This window comes from Amycolatopsis sp. A1MSW2902, assembly GCF_017312175.1.
In the GTDB taxonomy this organism is placed as follows: Bacteria; Actinomycetota; Actinomycetes; order Mycobacteriales; family Pseudonocardiaceae; genus Amycolatopsis; species Amycolatopsis nivea.
The window spans coordinates 6,712,892-6,730,881 of the sequence record NZ_QJPO01000001.1 but is presented as its reverse complement, the minus strand read 5'-3'; the positions used below and the strand labels follow the sequence as shown (position 1 = coordinate 6,730,881).

Here is a 17,990-nt window from a genome sequence, read left to right as displayed (position 1 = left end):
GGGCGAGAAATGTCCATTTTCGGGCAGGTGTGGCTCTGGAGCCTGCTGGCCTTCATTGTCGGCGCGGTCATCGCCTGGCTGGTGCTGGCGCGTCCGGCGCGCAAACGGGTGCGCGAACTGGAAACGGAACTGGCGAGCGCACACGCCGACACGGCCCGTGCCGCGGCCAGCACGCCCGCGCGCACCGCGGTGCCGGCGCCCGCGGAGGACTGGACCAGAGACCGCCGCGAGCACGCTCCGACGGAAGTCATCCAGGCGACGAGCGCTTTCGAGCCGGAAGCCGAGTACGACGCGGAATACCGCACGGCACCGGAACCGGCCGCTGCTTCTGCCGCGGACACCGCGGAAGCGCCGGAGGACGACGTCGACGAGGCGTTCGCGCAGGCCGAGGCTCGCGAACACCAAGCGGCGAACGGGCTTTTCGACAGCGCGCCGGCCGAGAGCGCTCCGGAAGACTCCGGTTCGGCCTACCGCGCCGCCGCCACCGAGTACCTGCAGCCGGTCGACACCGGTTCGCACCGCATCGCGGAACCGGCCGAGGACCACGACAGCGGCTACCACCGTGTCGCAGAACCCGCCGACGAGCACGACAGCGGCTACCACCGCGTCGCGGAGTCGGCGGACGAGCACGACAGCGGTTACCACCGGATGCCGGAACCGGCTGACGTTCCCGCGGCGGACCACTCCGAGAGTCCCGCCGAAGAGGAGCCGAGCCGGCACCTCGCCGAACCGGCGGACGGCCTGTCCTCTTTGGAGCGACGGCTCGACCCGACTCCGTTGGACAGCACGGCTTCGGAGTCCGAGCCGGTCTCGCTGTTCCGTCCGGGCCCGGGCCGCGCGCCCGAACCGGAACCGGACTGGTTCAACCAGCCGGAAGCGGCTCAGCGGTCGCCGTTCGAGGAACCCGCCGAACCGGTCGAGTCGGCGGTCGGTCACCTCGAAGAGGATTCGTCGACCGATCACCTGATCCCGAGCGTCGAGCCCGTCGCCGCTGAGTCCACAGAGGACACTGCGGAAGGCAGCCAGGGCCTGCCGAAGCGGCAGCGCCGCGAATCCCCGCGTGGCGGTTTTGACCCGCCGCGGCCGATCCAGCCGTCGATGCGCCCGGTGGAGCGCCGTGAACCGGATCTCGCCGGCGGACACAGCGGTTCGCTGTTCGAGCCGTCCGTGCAACCGAATCAGGCCGCGATGGCCGCTCCGGAACCGCCGCCCGCACGGCAGACCGCGGACGACGCGGTGCCGCCGGGACCGTTCGGACCGGGTTCGGCGATGCCGCGTCCGGGCGGCGGTCGTCCGGCGGAGGGTTTCACCGTGAAGGCGAGCGTGACGGCGTTGCGGTATTGCGGGGAGGATTCGCCGCAGTTCCCGAAGATGGTGGCTGAGGTGTGGTTCCGCAGCGCCGCCGATGCTGAGCGGGTCGGGTTCCGTCCGCTGCACTGAGTCCAGATAGGACAGAGGCCGCCATTCCCGAATCCGGGAGTGGCGGCCTCTGTCTTATGTGGACTATGCGACGGTCCAGGTGTCCTTGCCTCGCAACAAGCCCTGCAGGTCCGGCTTTCGTGCTTCGCGCGCCTGCTCGACCTGGGCCCGTGCGGCGTCGTCGTACGTGGGGCGTTCGACCTGGCGCAGGATGCCCGTCGGGACGTGGTTCAGGTTCTGGTCGCCGAGGCGGGAAAGCGCGAAGGCGTACGACGTGTCCGCGATCGACGGGTCGTGCACCACCAGGTTTTCCTCGCCGATCTCGGCGACCTTGCCGACGTCCAGGCCGCCCCAGTCGCCGCGCCGGACGCCGAATTCGGCTTCCGGGCCGAAGCGGATCGGTTCGCCCGCGCGCAGCGGGATCAGCCGGGACGCGGCCTCGTCCTTGTCCTTCAGCACATCGAACGCGCCGTCGTTGAAGATCGGGCAGTTCTGGTAGATCTCCACCAGCGCCGAACCGCGGTGTTTCGCCGCCGCTTCAAGGACTTCGGTGAGGCCCTTGCGGTCGGAGTCCATCGCGCGCCCCACGAACGACGCTTCCGCGCCGATCGCCAGCGACAGCGGGTTGAACGGCGTGTCCAGCGAACCCATCGGGGTCGACTTGGTGACCATGCCCTGGCCGGACGTCGGCGAGTACTGGCCCTTGGTCAGCCCGTAGATCCGGTTGTTGAACAGCAGGATCTTGATGTTCACGTTGCGCCGCAACGCGTGGATCAGGTGGTTGCCGCCGATGGACAGCGCATCGCCGTCGCCGGTGACGACCCACACCGACAGGTCGGGACGCGTGGTGGCGAGCCCGGTCGCGATCGACGGCGCGCGGCCGTGGATCGAGTGCATGCCGTAGGTGTTGAGGTAGTACGGGAACCGCGACGAGCAGCCGATGCCGGAGATGAAGACGATGTTCTCGCGCTTCAGCCCGAGCGTCGGCAGGAATGACTGCACGGCGTTGAGCACCACGTAGTCGCCGCACCCGGGGCACCAGCGCACTTCCTGGTCGGACTTGTAGTCCTTGGCCTTCTGCGGTTCGTCGGTGGTCGGCACCAGGTCGATGCCGCCCAACTGCGGCAGCCCGAGATCGATGGCGGTCACTTGACGCCCTCCGGAACGAGGTTGGCGATGATGTCGGCGAACACGTTCTGCAGTTCCTCGGCCTTGAACGGCAGGCCGGCGACCTTGGTGTAGGAGTGCACGTCCACCAGGTACTTCGCCCGCAGCAGCAGGGCGAGCTGGCCGAGGTTCATCTCCGGGACGACGACCCGGTCGTAGCGGGCCAGCACCTCGCCGAGGTTGTGCGGCAACGGGTTGAGGTGCCGCAGGTGCGCCTGCGCGATCGGCATCCCGAGCTTGCGCACCCGGCGGCAGGCCGCGCCGATCGGGCCGTAGGACGAACCCCAGCCCAGCGCCAGCACGCGCGCCTCGCCGGACGGGTCGTCGACCTCGAGGTCCGGCACGTCGATGCCGTCGACCTTCGCCTGGCGCAGCCGCACCATCTTGTCGTGGTTGTCCGGGTCGTAGGAGATGTGCCCGGTGCCGTCGGCCTTCTCCAGCCCGCCGATGCGGTGCTGCAGCCCGGGAGTGCCCGGGATCGCCCACGCCCGCGCGAGCGTCTCCGGATCGCGCACGTACGGCCAGAACTCGCCGGATCCGTTGTCGGAGTTGGGTTCCGACGCGAATTCCACGCGCAGGTCCGGCAGGTCCTCGACATTCGGGACCAGCCACGGTTCGGACCCGTTGGCGATCGCGCCGTCGGACAGCAGCAGCACCGGCGTGCGGTACTTCAGCGCGATCCGGGTGGCCTCGATCGCCGCGTCGAAACAGTCGGCGGGCGAGAGCGGCGCGACGATCGGCACCGGCGATTCGCCGTTGCGGCCGAACATCGCCTGCAGCAGGTCGGCCTGCTCGGTCTTGGTCGGCAGGCCGGTGGACGGCCCGCCGCGCTGCACGTCGATGATCACCAGCGGCAGTTCGGTCATCACGCCGAGGCCGATGGTCTCCGACTTCAGCGCGACGCCGGGGCCGGACGTGGACGTGATGCCCAGCGCCCCGCCGTAGGACGCGCCGAGCGCGGCCCCGATGCCCGCGATCTCGTCCTCGGCCTGGAAGGTGATGATGCCGTAGTTCTTGTGCTTGGACAGCTCGTGCAGCACGTCCGAGGCCGGGGTGATCGGGTACGTGCCGAGCAGGATCTGCAGCCCGGACTGCTGTCCGGCCGCCACGATCCCGTACGCCAGCGCGGTGTTCCCGGTGATCTGCCGGTAGGTGCCCTTGTCCAGCTTCGCGGGCGCGACCTCGAAGGTGGTCGCGAACGACTCGGTGGTCTCGCCGTAGTTCCAGCCCGCCCGGAAGGCGAGGATGTTCGCCTCGGCGATGTCCGGCTTCTTCGCGAACTTCTCGCGCAGGAACCGCTCGGTGCCCTCGGTCGGCCGGTGGTACATCCACGACAGCAGACCGAGCGCGAACATGTTCTTGCAGCGTTCGGCGTCCTTCTTGCCGAGGCCGGTGTCGGCGAGCGCGCCCTGGGTCAGCGTCGACATGGCGACCCGGTGTACCTGGAAGGGCGACAGCGAATCGTCGTCGAGCGGGTCGGTCTCGTAGCCGACCTTCACCAGGTTCCGCTTGGAGAACTCGTCGGTGTTGAGGATGATCGTCCCGCCGTGCGGGACGTCGCGGACGTTCGCCTTGAGCGCGGCGGGGTTCATCGCGACGAGCACGTCCGGCCGGTCGCCCGGCGTGAGGATGTCGTAGTCGGCGAAATGCACCTGGAAGGACGAGACGCCGGGGATGGTGCCCTGCGGCGCCCGGATCTCGGCGGGGAAGTTGGGCATGGTCGACAGGTCGTTCCCGAAGGCAGCCGCCTCCGAGGTGAACCGGTCGCCGGTCAGCTGCATCCCGTCGCCCGAGTCGCCGGCAAACCGGATGACCACCCGGTCCAGCTTGTTCACCTCGGTGGTCCGGGACGCGGCCAGCGCGCCGTGCCCGTTCCCGGCCGCGCTGCCGTTCGCACTGGTGCTCATGGGTCAGGGAATCCCTCTCTCCCGGCGTGCTGCGGGCCAGGGTCGGCTCCCCGGGGAGCCCGCCGAGGCCTGCTTCCGAGGTTACTCGCCACACCTGTGGCCGCGGTCGCAGAGCGGTCAAGTGTGGGGTCGCCAGGCCGAGTGCCCACCGGGGTGTCTTCGATCGTAGGGCGAATCGGCCCGGCGTCCGGAGTGACGCGCGTCTCTCGCCGCCGGTACGGCACTGACCAGCAGTTTGCTCCAGGTTGAGGGTTCTCGGAATGTGAGAATTTGTGCGCGGCGGTGCTCAGCGGCCGCTGATGCGCGCTTTCATCGCCGCCAATCGCTCCGCGAATGCCGGTGCGGCCAGCGATTCCAGCTGCGGAGCGAGTTCGGCGTCGACCGCGGCGGCGTGTTCGGTCAGGCCGCTCGTCTGCCGCATAGTCCGCTTGGTGGACAGCACCACCTCGCGCGGAGCGGCGACCGCCGGGGCGGCGAGGTCGCGGGCGGCCTGGACCAATGCGTCGTGGTCGCCGTCCACCAAGCGCAGGGCGAACCCCACCCTTACCGCGGATTCCGCGGTAAGGGTTTCGCCGAACAACGCCATCGCGGACGCCTGCTGCGGACCGAGGATTCGTTGCGACATCCAGGTCATGCCGCCGCCGGGGTGCAAGCCGAGTTCGAGAAACCGTGGGATGAACTTGGCGTGCGGACCCACGAGCCGGACGTCGGCGGCCAGTGCGAGGTTCAGACCAGCGCCGACGGCGGCCCCGCCGACCGCGGCGATCGTCGGCAGGCTGCATCCCGCGACAGCGAGGAAGCCCGCGTACACCGAACGCAATCCTTCGGCGTCTGCCTTGCCCAGCGCGGTGAGGTCCGCGCCCGCGCAGAACGCCGGCGGGGCGCCCGTGACGATCACGGCGTGCACACTCTCGTCGGCCTCGGCGCGCGCGACCGCGGCGGCCAGTTCGGCGGAGAGGTCGAGGGTGAGCGCGTTGCGGCTTTTCGGGGCGTCGACGGTGAGCAGCGCGATGCCCTGGTCGTGCTCGCTGTGAATGCGGTCGGTCATGGCGCTCAGCATCGCAGGGCCGTGGGTGCCGCTGCCGGTTAGAACCGTCACTCAGGACGGCGTCGGCGGCCGCTCCAACAGCCGGGAGAGCACGACTGTCGACACTGTCCGGTCGATGATTTCCAACCCGCGCAGCCGTTCCAACGCGGTCTCGAGGTGGTGGATGTCGGCGGCGCGCAGGTGGACGATCGCATCCGCCGCGCCGGACACCGTGTACGCGGCGACGACCTCGGTCAACGGTTCGAGCCGGGCCCGGATCCGGCCGGGCGTGACGTTGCCCTGGCAGTGCACCTCGACGAACGCCTCGGTGCCCCAGCCGAGCGCCTCCGGGTCGACGACCGCGGTGAAGCCGCGCAGCACGCCCGTTTCCAGCAGTCGGTCCACGCGTCGTTTCACCGCCGGGGCGGACAGCCCGACCACTTTGCCGATCTCCGCGTAGCTGGAGCGGGCGTTGGCCACCAGGCAGGAAACGATTCGCTGGTCGATGGTGTTCACACGCAATGTTTAGCACGCAGGTGCGCAGTGAACAGCGATTGATTGCGAGATTAGGTCGACCTTAGCCTTGTTGCATGCAGGGAGAGGTTGTGCCGCCGCGGGTGCCCACGCCCCGCCGTTACCTGATGTGCCCGCCGCGTTATTTCGCCGTCGACTACGCGATCAACCCCTGGATGGACCCTTCGAAGCCGGTCAGCGCGGACGTCGCCGTCGCGCAGTGGACCGAGCTGCGCGACACCTACCGCCGCCTCGGCCACACGGTCGAGGAAATCGACCCGCAACCCGGCCTTCCGGACATGGTGTTCGCGGCCAACTCGGGCACCGTCGTGGACGGGCGCGTGCTCGGCTCGCGGTTCCGCGCCCCGCAGCGCGCCGCCGAGGCGGAGCACTTCCGCCGCTGGTTCCTCGAACACGGTTACCGCGACCTGACCATGCCGGAGAAGATCAACGAGGCCGAGGGCGATTTCGCCTGGACCGGCCGGGTGCTGCTGGCCGGCACCGGATTCCGCACCGACCCGGCCGCGCACGCCGAGGCGCAGGAGGTCCTCGGCGTCCCGGTCGTGTCGCTGCAGCTGATCGACCCGCGCTACTACCACCTCGACACCGCGCTGTTCGTGCTGGCCGAGGCGACGGACACGACGACCGCGCAGGTCGTCTACTACCCGGACGCGTTCTCGCCGGGCTCGCAGCGCGTGCTGCGGCGGATGTTCCCGGACGCAGTGCTTGCTACGGCGGCGGATGCCGAGTGTTTCGGGCTGAACGGCGTGTCCGACGGGCGCAATGTCGTGTTGCCGGTCGAGGCGACCGACCTCGGCGCGCGGCTCGCTGAGCGGGGTTACGAGCCGGTGTATGTGGACATTTCGGAGCTGCGTAAGGCTGGCGGCGGGCCGAAGTGCTGCACGCTGGAGATCCGCAAGTAGGACACCGGTTTCGCCGAGCCCGGTTACGTGAGGACTCGGCCGAGGAAGCCGTGCAGGTAGCCCGCGACGACGTCGAGATGGCTTTCCAGCAGGAAGTGGCCGCCGTCGATCAGGTGCACTTCGGCGTCTCGCGCGTCGCGGGCGAAGGCTTCGGCGCCGGCCGGGCCGAAGATCTCGTCGTTGCGGCCCCACACGGCGAGCACCGGGACGTCGTGCGTGCGCAGGAATTCGTGCAGCAGCGGGTAAAGCGGGCGGTTGTTCTGGTAGTCGCGGAACAGCGCGAGCTGGATTTCGTCGTTGCCGGGGCGGGACACCCGGGCGTGGTCGTGTTCCCAGGTGTCCGGGCTGACCAGGCTCGGGTCGGCGACGCCGTGCAAGTACTGCCAGCGGATGGCGTCGTAGCTCAGCGCGGCGCGGACGGCCGGTTCGGTGTCCGGGCCGGGGTTCGCGCCGTAGGCCCAGAGGCCGGTCCAGAACGAGTCGACGAAGCCTTCCTCGTATCCGTTGCCGTTCTGCGTGACGATCGCGGAGATCCGGTCGGGGTGCTTGAGCGCGAGCCGCCAGGCGATCGGGGCGCCGTAGTCCTGGACGTAAACCGCGTAGCGGTCCAGGTCGAGCTGGTCGAGCAGGCCGGACGTGAGGTCGGCGAGTGCGTCGAAGGTGTAGTCGAACTCGTTGGCTGAGGGGGCGGCGGAGTACCCGAAGCCGAGGTGGTCCGGCGCGATCACCCGGTAGCGGCCGGCCAGCAGCGGGATGAGGTTCCGGAACATGAACGAGCTGGTCGGATACCCGTGCAGCAGGACGATCGCGGGCGCGTCGGCGGGACCGGCCTCGCGGTAGAAGAGCTCGTGGCCGTCGACGGTCGCCGTCCGGTGCTGGATCATGGCTAACCCCTTTGAGGTTTTAAGCTGGTTAGGTGTTCGCCATGGAAGCATGGTCGGGCTAACCTGTCAAAGGGTTCGATCTGGTTAGGGGCTGCGATGGACGTGCTCGACCTGCTCAACAGCAGGCCACTGGTCAACGGCGAGGAACAGGACGCGCTGGGGCAGCAGTGGGCGCGGGAGCACGGCGGAGACGGGAGCGCCGCGGAGCTGGAGCTGCTGCGTCAGGCGCGAGATCTCCTGCGCGACGTCGTGCGCGGGGACAGTTCGCCGGTCGTGTTGCGTCCGCTTCTCGACGGGGTTCGGCAGGTTCCGGAGGTTTCCGCAGACGGGCTGCGGTGGTCAGTGGAAACGCCGCCGCATGCCCGGTTGGCGGTCGAAGCGGTTCTGGATTGGGCGGCGCTCGAAAAGGATCTTCCTGGGCGGCTGCGGGCCTGCGCGAATGACGAGTGCCAGCTGTTCCTGCTCGATCGCAGCCGCGCCAATCGCGCCCGCTGGTGCTCGATGGCGGCCTGCGGCAATCGGGAGAAGGTGCGGCGGCACTATCAACGCAATCATTGAATCTTCACCCAAACGTGTGAAGATGGAGGCTGTCTACAAGTGTGGACATATTCCGATTTTCCTGCGGGAGTGTTTAGTCTGGGCTGGAAATGCACTGTTGACCATGGGATCGGCGTTGGTAACTACTCCGTTTGCTAATCCGATTAATCGGGTACGGTACGACGGACGGGAGGCGCGATGATCACCTTTGCGGTGCACGGCATCGGGAAGCCCCAGCGGGCCCTCGATCCCGGTGAGGACGAGCGGTGGATCACCGTGCAGCAGTTCGACGCGCTGCTGGACGTCGTCTCGGGGACGGGTGCGCAGCTCACCTTCGACGACGGGAACTCGTCGGACGTCGAGATCGCCTTGCCGCGGCTGGTCGAGCGCGGGCTTTACGCCGAGTTCTTCCCGTTGGCCGGCCGGGTCGGCGAGCGCGGGTACGTCGACCGCGCCGGGCTGCGGCAGCTGGTGGACGCGGGGATGCACGTCGGATCGCACGGCTGGGACCGGCTGGACTGGCGGAGGTTCGACGGTTCGTTCGCGGTGCGCCGGGAACTGGACGACGCGCCGAGGTTGCTGGAGCAGCTGAGCGGTACGCCGGTGCGGCGGTTTTCGCTGCCGGAGGGCCGGTTCGACCGTCGGGTGCTGACACATCTGCGCGACGCCGGAGCGACGCGCGTGTACGCGAATGTCGGCGGGGTGCGCGGGGCGGCACTGGTGCGGTCGCGGACGGAGATCCGCTCGGACCTGAGCCCGCGGTGGGCCGAGGCAGTGAGCCGCCGTCCGCGCCGATTCACCGGACGCTGGGCGTCGAGGCCCGGCCGGTAACTGGTCCTTCATTCGAGACGAGTCTTTACGGACTGCTCGCTTCGGCGGGAAAAAACACCCTCTTTTGGCGGGTTGTGACCGCATCCGTTCGGCGGCATCCTGAGCGCGCGCCGCCGTAAGGAAAGTTTCCTAATAAACAGGGAGCGTCGATGCGGAAACTCGTCCTGCTCGCGATTCTGGCGATAGCCGCCGCCGTCCTGCCCACCGCGCTCGCCTCCGCGGCGACCCCCGCTCCGGAAGCGGTCCAGGCGGGCCCGACCGCGGATCAAATCCTCGCCAAGGTGGCGTCCTGCAATCAGATCTCCAACGGCAAATACCAAACCGACGAAGACGCCGGCAGCGCGACCGTCCCGGTCTGCGACGCGGGCAAAGCGGTCTTCTGGAAAGCCGACATGGACATCGACTGCGACGGTCAGCGCACCACCGAGTGCAACGAGAACACCGACTGCTGCTTCCTCCCCGACACCGCCTTCTCGCAATCCGACGGGAAACCGCTCAACGCCGCCAAGCTGCCGTACATCGTCGTCCCCAGTTCGAGCAGCATCTGGAACTACGAAAACTCCGGCCTCAACGGCGGCGGTTCCTGCGCGGTGATCTACAACGGCAAGGTCGAATACGCGGTCATCGGGGACACCGGGCCGAACAAGATCATCGGCGAAGCGTCGTACGCGACGGCCAAGGACCTCGGCATCAACCCGGACCCGAAGAACGGCGGCGTCGACTCCGGCGTGACGTACGTGTGCTTCAAGGACTCGACGGTCAACCCCATCGAGGACCACGCCGCGGCGACGAGCACGGGCGAAAAGCTGGCGTCGGAGTTCGTGGGAGGAAACTGAGTTTCTCGCTCGCCTGGCCCGGACCTCCGCTCCCGGCGCGTAACTTTCGCCCGGTTTTCCGCGATTGGCCCGTTAGCGCGGAGAAAGGCGGGCGATGGCAGGCAAGCTGGTGAACCTCACGGTGCACGGCATCGGCGCACCCGGGCGCGCGCTGGATCCGGGCGAAGACAAAACGTGGGTACGGGTCGACCAGTTCGAGCGGGTGCTGGACGCGGTGGCGGGCCGCCCCGAGGTCCGGCTGACGTTCGACGACGGGAACGCCTCGGACGTCGAGATCGCGTTGCCGAGGCTCGTCGAACGCGGACTGCACGCGGAATTCTTCTTGCTGGCGGGGCGAATCGGCCGTCCGGGATCGGTCGGCGAAAACGGAATCAAGCACCTTTTGGACGCCGGTATGGCCATCGGCTCGCACGGCTGGGCGCACCGCGACTGGCGGCGGCTCAGCGGCGGCGAGGTCGATCAGGAACTCGCGGAGGCGCCGGAAGCGCTGGCCCGGCAGACCGGCGCACCGGTCCGCCGGGTCGCGATCCCGTTCGGCTCCTACGACCGGACTGTCCTGCGCCGGCTGCGTGGCGCGGGCGTGACACGGGTATACACGAGCGACGGCGGCCCGGCGCGAGAGCAGGACTGGCTGCAAGCGCGGACAAGCCTCGCGCACGACCTCGATTCCGCCTGGATCGAGGATGTGCTCGGCGGGGAGCCCGGGCTTCGCCGCCGGGCTCGGCGGGGCGTCGCGAAGCTCGTGAAGCGGTGCCGCGGCTGACGGGTTTCTTCGTTGCCGCCCAACAAAGTCCGTCGTAACAGGCGGGGTGCCGGGCGCGACATTTCGTTCGTGAGTGAGCAACGGTTCCGAGTGGCGATCGTCATCGTGACGTACAACAGCGCCGACGTGCTGCCGGGATGCCTTGCCTCGCTGCGTGACGCGGCCAAGGACACGTGCCTGGTCGACGTCGTCGTGGCCGACAACAGGTCTTCCGACGACACCGCGGAGATCGCCAAGCGCGGCTGGGACGTTCCAGTGACGCTGGTGCAGACCGGACGCAACGGCGGGTACGCCGCGGCGGTCAACGCGGCGATCGAAGATCTGCGGAATACCGAGCTGGACGGCATTTTCGTGCTGAATCCGGACGCTCGCCCCCAGCCGGGAGCGATTGCCGTTCTCGCGAGCGCGCTGGAGTATCCGCGGCGCGGCATCGTCTATCCCCGGTTGCTCAACGCGGACGGCAGTCTCCAGCCCTCGATCCGGCGCGATCCGACCGTGCTCCGGGCACTCGTCGAATCGGTCTTCGGCGGTAGCCGCGCGGGCAGATGGGGCACGATGGGCGAGCTGATCACGGATCCGATGCAGTACGAGTACGCGCGTCCGGTGGCTTGGGGCACCGGCGCGGCGATGCTGATCGGGGCGGACGCGCTGCGCGAGGTCGGCCTGTGGGACGAGTCGTTCCTGCTTTACGGCGAGGAGACGGAGTACAGCCTGCGCGCGAAGGATTTCGGCTGGCAGCCATGGTATGAGCCGGCTGCGGTGGTCGAGCACATCGGCGGGGAGTCCGGCACCAATCCGGTGTTGTGGGCGCTGCTCACCGTCAACCGGGTCAAGCTTTTCCGGCGGCGCAGCGGACGGCTGTCCTCGGCGGCGTACTTCGCGGCGGTGGTGCTTGGCGAATTTCTCCGTTCGCTCGGCGGACGGCGGACCGCGAGAGCCGCTCTCGTCGCGTTGGTGCGGCCTTCGCGCCGCCTGACCGCACTGTCGGCCTGAACGTGGTGCGCGTCGTAGAGTTCGATCGCCTCACGGCCCGGGAACTGGATGCCTGGTATGCGTTGCGGGCCGGCAATCCGAGCCTGGACAGCCCGTACTTCCATCCGGAGTTCGCAGCGGCAGTGCACGCGGCTGGACCGGCGGTCCGGGTCGCTGTCGCGGAGAACGCCGAGGGTGCCGTCGTCGGGCTCTTTCCGTTGCACGTCAATGGATCCACAGTGCGTCCGGCGGGCTGGCCCGCGGCGGACTTCCAAGCGCCGATCCAGGCGGAGGGCAGCAGATTCCCCGTCGAAGAGCTTCTTCCGGCTCTGCGGGCCAGGACGTTCGCCTTCGACCATCTGCTGGGTTCGGCCGAGTTCGAACGGTGGATCGAAACTCGGCGCGCGTCGCCCTACCTCGACGTCACCGGTGGGCTTGAGGGCTACCTGGCGCGCGCGTCCCGCAGCGGCAAGGACAACATGGGCCAGGCGCGGCGCCGGTCGGCCAAAGCGGCCCGGGAACACGGTTCGCTGGTGTTCACGGCCAGTTGCGAGGATCCGGCGGTGCTGGACGAGGTGATCCGGCTCAAACGCGAGCAGTACGCCGCGACCGGTGCCAGGGACTACTTCTCGGACCCGGCGCGGATCGCGCTGCTGCATCGGCTTCTGCGTACCCGGGAAGGCTCTTTCCGAGGGGTGCTCTCGACTGTCCACATCGGAGGCGAACTGCTCGCGGCACACTTCGGCATCCAGGACGGCCACGTGTTGCACTGGTGGTTCCCGGTCTACGACCCGCGATTCGCGCGGCTGGCCCCCGGCTGGATCCTGCTGCGGGAAATCGTTCAGGCCACGCCGGAAACGGGCGTTCAGCGGATCGACCTCGGCCGGGGAGAGGACGAGTACAAGCGGCGGGCGATGACTGGTCAGGTCATGGTGTGTCAGGGCGAGATCGCGAGCGGGGAGCTGCTCGGTCTGGTCCGTCGCGCGGGCAGGCAGGCGGTGACGGTGGTGAAGGGTTCGCCGATCGCGCCGCAGCTGCGTAGCGTGCTGCGGCGCTTTCGGTGAGCGTCAGGACGCCAAGCCGAGGCCGGTCCAGGCGAAACCGGAGCGGCGCAGTACGTCCGAGTCGAGCAGGTTGCGGGTGTCGACGACGATCGGTCGCCGTACGACCTCGGCCATCCGGGCCCAGTCCAGCGTCCGGAACTCCGGCCATTCGGTGAGCAGGATCAGCGCGTCGACGTCCTTCGCCAGTGCCAGCGGATCTTCCACGAGGCTGACGTCGCCGAGTTCCGGCCGCATTGTGTCGGCTCCCAGCGCAGGGTCGTAGCCGACGAGGTCCGCGCCCGCTTGCCGCAGCAGCGCGGCGACCGCGAGGGCGGGGGAATCCCGGACGTCGTCGGTGTTCGCCTTGAAGGTCAGTCCGAGCAAGCCGAACCGGAGGTGCGCGAGTGAACCGCCGCGGCTTCCGGTCACCGCCATCCGGATCTTGTCGACGATGCGCTGTCGTTGCCGTTCGTTGGTGTCGATCGCCGCGCGCAGCAACCGGAACTCGAAGTCCGCGGAATCGGAGATCTGCAGCATCGCCCGGGTGTCCTTCGGCAGGCACGAGCCGCCCCAGCCGGGTCCGGGGCGGAGGAACGCCTGCCCGATCCGGCGGTCGTAGCCCATGCCTTCGGTGATGTCCGAGAGGTTGGCCCCGAGCCGTTCGCACAGTTCGGCCATGGCGTTGACGTAGGACAGCTTCATCGCCAGGAAACAGTTGGCCGCGTACTTCATGAGTTCCGCGCTCGCCGCGTCGGTCAGCACGGTGGGCGCGCCCAGCCGGGCGTAGAGCCCGGCTACGCGCTCGGCCGCGTCCTGCGCGTCGCTGCCGACCACGATGCGGTCCGGCCCGAGAAAGTCGCGCACCGCGGTTCCCTCGCGGAGGAACTCGGGATTGCTGACCACCGCGACGTCGTCCCGGCGGAGGAGTTCCTTGGTGCGTTCCGCGGTGCCCACCGGCACGGTCGACTTGTTCACCACGACGGCACCCGACGGCAGGCGCTCCCGGATCTCGTCGACCACGGCCTCCACGCTCGACAGGTCCGCGACCCCGCCGACGCCCATCGGGGTGGGCACGCACAGGAAAACCACCTCGAGATCGGCGTCGACCGCGGCCGCCGCGCCGTGGACGAACTGGAGCCTGCCCGCGGCCAGTCCCTCGGCCACGAGGTCTGCGAGCTCCGGTTCGAGGATGTCGACTTGTCCGCGGGCGAGCCGGTCGATCTTGTCCGGATCGACGTCAGCGCATACCACCCGGTGCCCGAGCGAAGCGAGACACGCACCGGTGGTGAGCCCGACGTAGCCCGTTCCGACTACCGCGATCCGTCTGGCGAACATGTCAATTCTTCTCCTCGTCGAACAGGTCCTGATAGACCGAGAGATAGGCGCGGGCCTGCGGAGCCCAGTCGAGCTCCCGCTCCGCGCGGACCCGGCCGGCCTTGCCGAGTTCCGCTCGCCGTTCCGGATCGTCGAGCAACGCAACGAGTTCCGCGGCGAAGGTGGCTTCGCGGCCCGGCTCCACGTAAACCGCGCAGTCGCCCGCGGAAACCACGGTTTCGGTCAGCCGGTAGGCGAGCACCGGCAACGCGAACGCGAGGTATTCCATGGTCTTGTTCATCGTCGAAAGATCGTTCAACGGGCTGTAGGGGTCCGCGGAGAGTCCGACGTCCGCGGTGGAGAGGTAGTCGGCGATTTCGTCCGGACCGACCCGGCCGGTGAAATGCACGTAGTCGTCAAGGCCCATTTCGGTGCATTGCTTGCGAAGATCCTCGAGGCAGTCGCCGAAGCCGAGCAACGCGAACTCGACGTCCGTCCGGCGGTGCTCCCGCACGATCCGCTCGACGATCCGCAGCACCCCGTCCACCCCGTCCTGCGGCCCCATGATTCCCAGCCACGCCACGAGATAGTCCTTGCCTCGGCGGAGTTCGGGATTCGGCGACCTCGGCCGCATGACCGAGGTGTCCGGCCCGGAGCGCACGATCGTGGTGTGACCGAGCGGCACACCACCGCGCTCGACGGCGATTCGCCGATAGGAAGCGTTGGTGGAAACAACCCGTTCCGCGGTACGGAATGTCCTTCGTTCCAACCAATACAGGCCCTTGAGCTGCACGCGCGCCGCCAGGTTCGCCGGCTCCCCGAACCGGGAGCGGAACACTTCCGGGTTCAGGTCGTGGTGGTCGAAGACGAACCGCACGCCGCGGCGGCGCCAGAGACGGGCGAGGGCCCAGTAAGTGTCGGGCGGGTTGCACGCCTGGATGACGTCGAAGTGCTTGCGCTTCCACACTTTCCGCGACAACAGCGCGGTACGCAGCCAGCAGTAAGCGAATTCGACCAAATAGCTCACCACGCCTGAGGCATTCGGCGGCGGAGCGTACTTGTAGAGGTGCACTCCGTCGAGCACCTCGTACTCCGGGTCGTCTGTCCCTTGTGGACAAATAACCGAAACCTCGTAGCCCGCGGCGGTCAGCGCACGGCATTCCAGCCACACCCGGCGGTCGAGCGGGACGGGGAGGTTCTGCACGATGATCAGTACATGGCGTCGCGACACCGGCGACCTCATCTCCTGTGACAGGGAGCAGACGCTTCTTATTCGCTGCCGCGCGCCCTTTTATTACGCACATCTCGGTAACGGAAAGGGCAGTCGCCGCGACCTAACCGCTGGCTGTCCCGAGAGAGGCATTCAGATGGCGCATGGCGAGGCCGAACCGAAGCTGCGAGCGGGAGATCGAGTGCGCGTCCGCAGCGCCGAGGAGATCCTCGCTACGCTCGACGAACGGGGTCGGTCGGCCGGTTTGCCCTTCATGCCCGAAATGCTCCGTTTCGCCGGGCAGGAGATGCGGATTTACAAACGGGCTGACAAAACGTGCGACACCGTCACGCCCAGTACCGATCACCGGAAACTGGAACGCACCGTTCATCTGGCCGGTGCGCGCTGTGACGGAAGCGCGCACGGCGGCTGCCAGGCGGCCTGTTTGCTTTTCTTCCGGGAGGAATGGCTCGAGTCGGCGCCCGCGGCGTCCGCGGGCGGCGGAGCGACGATCGAGACCCTGAACGCGGACACGACGGCGGATCCTGGCGAGGACGGCACGGAGCGCTACCGTTGCCAGGCAACGGAACTGCTCAACGCGTCCGAGCCGATGAGCGCCTACTCGGCGGGGCAGTACCTGGACGACATCCGCTACGGCAACGAGAAACCGGCAGTGGTCGTCCGAGGACTGCTTGTCGTGATTTTCAACAAGTACCAACGGCTGAGCAGGCGGCTGCCGGCGCGGCTGCGCATCCGCGGCGGCGAGACGTACCCGTTCCTGCGGGGCGGCGGACCGTCCGGGCCGAAGCCCGAGCCGCTCGGGCTCGCTCCCGGTGACCTGGTCGAAGTCCGCAGCAAAGAAGAGATCCTCCGCACCCTGTCCTCGGCGAACAAGAACCGGGGCATGCTCTTCGACGTGGAAATGCTGCCGTACTGCGGGCAGCGGGCGCGCGTGTTGAGCCGGGTGGAGCGGATCATCGACGAGAAGACCGGCCGGATGCTGCGCTTGCGGGATTGCGTCGTGCTCCAGGACGTCTTCTGCCGTTCGCTCTACCACCGGTTCTGCCCCCGGGCGATCTACCCGTACTGGCGGGAGGCCTGGCTGCGCCGGGTCGAAGACTGATCGCGGCCGCACCCGTTTTTTGATCACCGATTTCCGGTGATCTATTTTCGCCTGCCCGCAATGGCTTGTGTTCATGGTGCGAAGCTGATTAGTGTGCCGAGTCGTTACATTTCTTCTTGGCATCGACACGATCACAGTGGAGTAAACGCACCATGCGTAAAATCGTTCTCGCCGCGGCCGCCTCCGGGGCCGCGGCGGTCTTCCTGACCGCCTGCCAGCAGAAACCCGAGGCCGTCGGCGTCAGCGCGCCCGCATCGCCGGCGGCCGTCACCTCGTCTACTCCGGCTCCGACCTCGGCTGCCACCACGACCGCGGCTCCGGTCGAGCAGAGCAAACCCGCGCAGACCCCCGCCGCGTCCGCGACGATGGGAGCTTCCTCACCGGCGGCCAAGCCGTCAGCGACCAGCGCCCCCGCCAGCACCAGCGGGTACGGCGTGTCCGACGAGTCGCGCCTCACCCCGTCCGGATCGATTACCGCCAAATCCGGCCAGGTGATCGAAAACCTCGACATCACCGGACGCGTGCTCATCGGCGACGGCGTGCACGACGTGGTGATCCGCAACTGCCGGTTCACCGGCGACGGCACGGTTCCGTGGGGGATCGACACCGAGGGCGACGGATCGGTGTCCGCCGACCACGTCACCATTCGCGGCGACTACACCGACGCCGGAATCGGCTACCACAACGTCACCGTTTCGCATGCCGACATCTACGGGATGACGAACGACGGCGCGAAGGTCGGCAACAACTTCTCGATCACCGATTCGTGGATCCACGATTTCACCCCGGCCACCGGTGCGCACGCCGACGGCCTCCAGATCATGGAGCGCGTCGCGAACGTGCTCATCCAGGGCAACGTCATCCAGCCCGGCCTCGGCGGGCAGTGGAGCAAGAACACCGCGGCCGACCGTTCGGTCAACTCGGCGATGATCCTCAACGACAGCATCGACCGCGGCACCGCGGGCCGGATCGTGGTCGACCGCAACCAGCTCGGCGGGGGCGGCTACACGGTCTACTTCGGGGTCCCCGGCGACACGCAGTTCACGAACAACCGGTTCGTGCGCAACAGCTACCTTTGGGGTCCGGTCGAGCCCTCGGCCAAGGCGGACATCTGGTCCGGCAACTCGTTCACCGACAACGGAGCCGAAGTGCTGCCCTGAGCGGCGCGGCGGCGGTTCCGCAGTTTCCGGGCGCTGAAGATCCAGCTGAACAGGATGACCGCCACGAAGACCGCGCGCAGGTAATTGATGTGGTGTTCCGGATAGAGCACCCCCTCGACGTACCGGTACATGAACGGGCGGTCGTCGACGACCTGCCCGTCCTTCGCTCTCGCCCAGTTCTCGACCGTCGTCACCGGGCAGCCGACCGCTACGTAGAGGGTCAGCACCGCCCAGCCGACGTAGAGCGCGTGCGGGATCGCCATCCACCACCAGCGCGCCGCGAGCAGCCCGCCGATCAGGAGATAGAAAAGAAGAGCGAAATGCAGCACTACCATTGATGTGGCGAGCAGCGCGTACATGT

18 protein-coding genes are annotated in these 17,990 nt (G+C 68.2%); 10 read left to right on the top strand and 8 right to left on the bottom strand.

Annotation, left to right across the window (positions count from 1 at the left end; genetic code table 11):
* The first annotated feature begins 9 nt into the window (after positions 1-9).
* A complete protein-coding gene (locus DMP23_RS31140; protein WP_037816357.1) occupies positions 10-1,440 on the top strand; it encodes a sunset domain-containing protein in 1,431 nt (476 codons plus the stop codon).
* A 63-nt stretch (positions 1,441-1,503) separates the two neighbouring features.
* Here DMP23_RS31140 and DMP23_RS31135 read toward each other — a convergent pair whose 3' ends face one another.
* The 4 genes from DMP23_RS31135 to DMP23_RS31120 form a co-directional block, all read right to left on the bottom strand.
* The gene (locus DMP23_RS31135; RefSeq protein WP_037816355.1) at positions 1,504-2,568 is read right to left on the bottom strand and encodes a 2-oxoacid:ferredoxin oxidoreductase subunit beta; all 1,065 of its coding nucleotides are present in this window, start codon (positions 2,566-2,568) and stop codon (positions 1,504-1,506) included.
* Positions 2,565-4,493, bottom strand: coding sequence for a 2-oxoacid:acceptor oxidoreductase subunit alpha (locus DMP23_RS31130; protein WP_037816353.1), 1,929 nt, complete (start codon positions 4,491-4,493; stop codon positions 2,565-2,567). The genes DMP23_RS31135 and DMP23_RS31130 overlap by 4 nt, the downstream gene beginning before the upstream one ends.
* Before the next feature lie 286 nt (positions 4,494-4,779).
* Positions 4,780-5,541 (bottom strand): enoyl-CoA hydratase, encoded by a 762-nt coding sequence (locus tag DMP23_RS31125; RefSeq protein ID WP_043827733.1) that lies wholly within the window; start codon positions 5,539-5,541, stop codon positions 4,780-4,782.
* Positions 5,542-5,592: 51 nt separating this feature from the next.
* On the bottom strand, positions 5,593-6,036 hold the full coding sequence (locus DMP23_RS31120; RefSeq protein WP_037712217.1) for an Lrp/AsnC family transcriptional regulator: 444 nt from the start codon (positions 6,034-6,036) through the stop codon (positions 5,593-5,595).
* Between the two features lie 74 nt (positions 6,037-6,110).
* On the opposite strand from DMP23_RS31120, the gene ddaH reads away from it, so the two are divergent.
* Positions 6,111-6,956 carry a dimethylargininase gene (ddaH, locus tag DMP23_RS31115; RefSeq protein ID WP_107051121.1) on the top strand — a complete coding sequence of 282 codons (846 nt, stop codon included), beginning with the start codon at positions 6,111-6,113 and terminating at the stop codon, positions 6,954-6,956.
* 23 nt (positions 6,957-6,979) lie between these two features.
* On the opposite strand, the gene DMP23_RS31110 is transcribed toward ddaH, so the two are convergent.
* Positions 6,980-7,840, bottom strand: a complete 861-nt coding sequence (locus tag DMP23_RS31110; RefSeq protein ID WP_337823279.1) for an alpha/beta fold hydrolase — start codon at positions 7,838-7,840, stop codon at positions 6,980-6,982.
* Positions 7,841-7,936: 96 nt separating this feature from the next.
* Here DMP23_RS31110 and DMP23_RS31105 point away from each other — a divergent pair, with 96 nt between their 5' ends.
* The 6 genes from DMP23_RS31105 (at position 7,937) to DMP23_RS31080 (ending at position 12,843) form a co-directional block, all read left to right on the top strand.
* Entirely contained in the window at positions 7,937-8,398 is a 462-nt protein-coding gene (locus DMP23_RS31105) for a CGNR zinc finger domain-containing protein (protein WP_337823278.1), read from the top strand.
* A 177-nt stretch (positions 8,399-8,575) separates the two neighbouring features.
* Complete coding sequence (locus tag DMP23_RS31100) at positions 8,576-9,208, top strand: polysaccharide deacetylase family protein (RefSeq protein ID WP_037816349.1); 633 nt, start codon at positions 8,576-8,578, stop codon at positions 9,206-9,208.
* Between the two features lie 149 nt (positions 9,209-9,357).
* A complete protein-coding gene (locus tag DMP23_RS31095) occupies positions 9,358-10,044 on the top strand; it encodes a glycoside hydrolase family 75 protein (protein WP_337823277.1) in 687 nt (228 codons plus the stop codon).
* A 94-nt stretch (positions 10,045-10,138) separates the two neighbouring features.
* A complete protein-coding gene (locus DMP23_RS31090; protein ID WP_337823276.1) occupies positions 10,139-10,807 on the top strand; it encodes a polysaccharide deacetylase family protein in 669 nt (222 codons plus the stop codon).
* Positions 10,808-10,876: 69 nt separating this feature from the next.
* The gene (locus DMP23_RS31085; RefSeq protein ID WP_337823275.1) at positions 10,877-11,800 is read left to right on the top strand and encodes a glycosyltransferase family 2 protein; all 924 of its coding nucleotides are present in this window, start codon (positions 10,877-10,879) and stop codon (positions 11,798-11,800) included.
* A 2-nt stretch (positions 11,801-11,802) separates the two neighbouring features.
* Positions 11,803-12,843, top strand: coding sequence for a GNAT family N-acetyltransferase (locus DMP23_RS31080; protein ID WP_337823274.1), 1,041 nt, complete (start codon positions 11,803-11,805; stop codon positions 12,841-12,843).
* Positions 12,844-12,846: 3 nt separating this feature from the next.
* On the opposite strand, the gene DMP23_RS31075 is transcribed toward DMP23_RS31080, so the two are convergent.
* Together DMP23_RS31075 and DMP23_RS31070 are read right to left on the bottom strand one after the other, a co-directional pair.
* Entirely contained in the window at positions 12,847-14,157 is a 1,311-nt protein-coding gene (locus DMP23_RS31075; RefSeq protein WP_037816346.1) for a UDP-glucose dehydrogenase family protein, read from the bottom strand.
* Between the two features lies 1 nt (position 14,158).
* Complete coding sequence (locus DMP23_RS31070) at positions 14,159-15,367, bottom strand: glycosyltransferase family 4 protein (protein ID WP_337823273.1); 1,209 nt, start codon at positions 15,365-15,367, stop codon at positions 14,159-14,161.
* A gap of 181 nt (positions 15,368-15,548) precedes the next feature.
* Here DMP23_RS31070 and DMP23_RS31065 point away from each other — a divergent pair, with 181 nt between their 5' ends.
* Positions 15,549-16,469 carry a hypothetical protein gene (locus DMP23_RS31065; RefSeq protein ID WP_337823272.1) on the top strand — a complete coding sequence of 307 codons (921 nt, stop codon included), beginning with the start codon at positions 15,549-15,551 and terminating at the stop codon, positions 16,467-16,469.
* A gap of 152 nt (positions 16,470-16,621) precedes the next feature.
* The gene (locus DMP23_RS31060) at positions 16,622-17,629 is read left to right on the top strand and encodes a right-handed parallel beta-helix repeat-containing protein (RefSeq protein WP_337823271.1); all 1,008 of its coding nucleotides are present in this window, start codon (positions 16,622-16,624) and stop codon (positions 17,627-17,629) included.
* On the opposite strand, the gene DMP23_RS31055 is transcribed toward DMP23_RS31060, so the two are convergent.
* Positions 17,539-17,988, bottom strand: coding sequence for a DUF2784 domain-containing protein (locus tag DMP23_RS31055; RefSeq protein ID WP_037816342.1), 450 nt, complete (start codon positions 17,986-17,988; stop codon positions 17,539-17,541). The genes DMP23_RS31060 and DMP23_RS31055 overlap by 91 nt on opposite strands.
* Positions 17,989-17,990: the final 2 nt, after the last annotated feature.